At 52.7% G+C, this 602-nt stretch carries 2 protein-coding genes; both read left to right on the plus strand.

What is annotated here, in order from left to right; genetic code table 11:
- The coding region (locus PORUE0001_RS10240; protein WP_039865160.1) for a hypothetical protein at positions 1 to 228 on the plus strand (228 nt) is incomplete at its 5' end.
- Positions 229 to 372: 144 nt separating this feature from the next.
- Positions 373 to 602: IS3 family transposase (locus PORUE0001_RS10245; RefSeq protein WP_007364538.1), on the plus strand; the 230-nt coding region annotated here is incomplete at its 3' end.

The raw sequence follows: 602 nt of genomic DNA on the forward strand, positions 1-602 counted from the left end.
AAACAGGCCAAAGTGAGAGATCAAAAGCTCTCCATAACCTACCTTTGTCAGCAGCTAGAAGTCAGCCGCAAAGGCTACTACAAGCACACCTTCACCGAGCAAGACGAAGATGTCAAAGTAGCCTCCGTCCTACACTATTGCCAGTATGTGCGCAGTTGGCTCCCCAGGGCAGGCGTAGACACCCTCCAGGAGTGTACCAACAAGTACTTCAAAGGAACCTTCAAGTAGGTCGAGACTGGCTTACAAAGTGTTAGGAGCCAACGACATGCTCTGAGAAGTCGCAAGCGCAAGCGTCCCCCAGACACCAAAGGGTGTCAATCACGGCTTCCAAGACCACCTGAACACCACCCCTAAGTACATCGCCACCGACCATTGCCGGCTCACCGTTCAGACATAACCTACGTCAAGTGTTTAGGGGGCTTCGCATATCTCTCCCTGACGATGGATGCTTATAGCCGCATCATCACCGGCTTTGACCTGCAGCCCACGCTCTCCACAGAGGGCCCCTACAACGCACTAAAACAGACCGTTGACTTCTACCAGAAGCATGGCTTTGACCTCAAAGGACTCATCTTCCATAGCGACCGAGGCTGTCAATACGT

Source organism: Porphyromonas uenonis 60-3 (genome assembly GCF_000174775.1).
In the GTDB taxonomy this organism is placed as follows: Bacteria; Bacteroidota; Bacteroidia; order Bacteroidales; family Porphyromonadaceae; genus Porphyromonas; species Porphyromonas uenonis_A.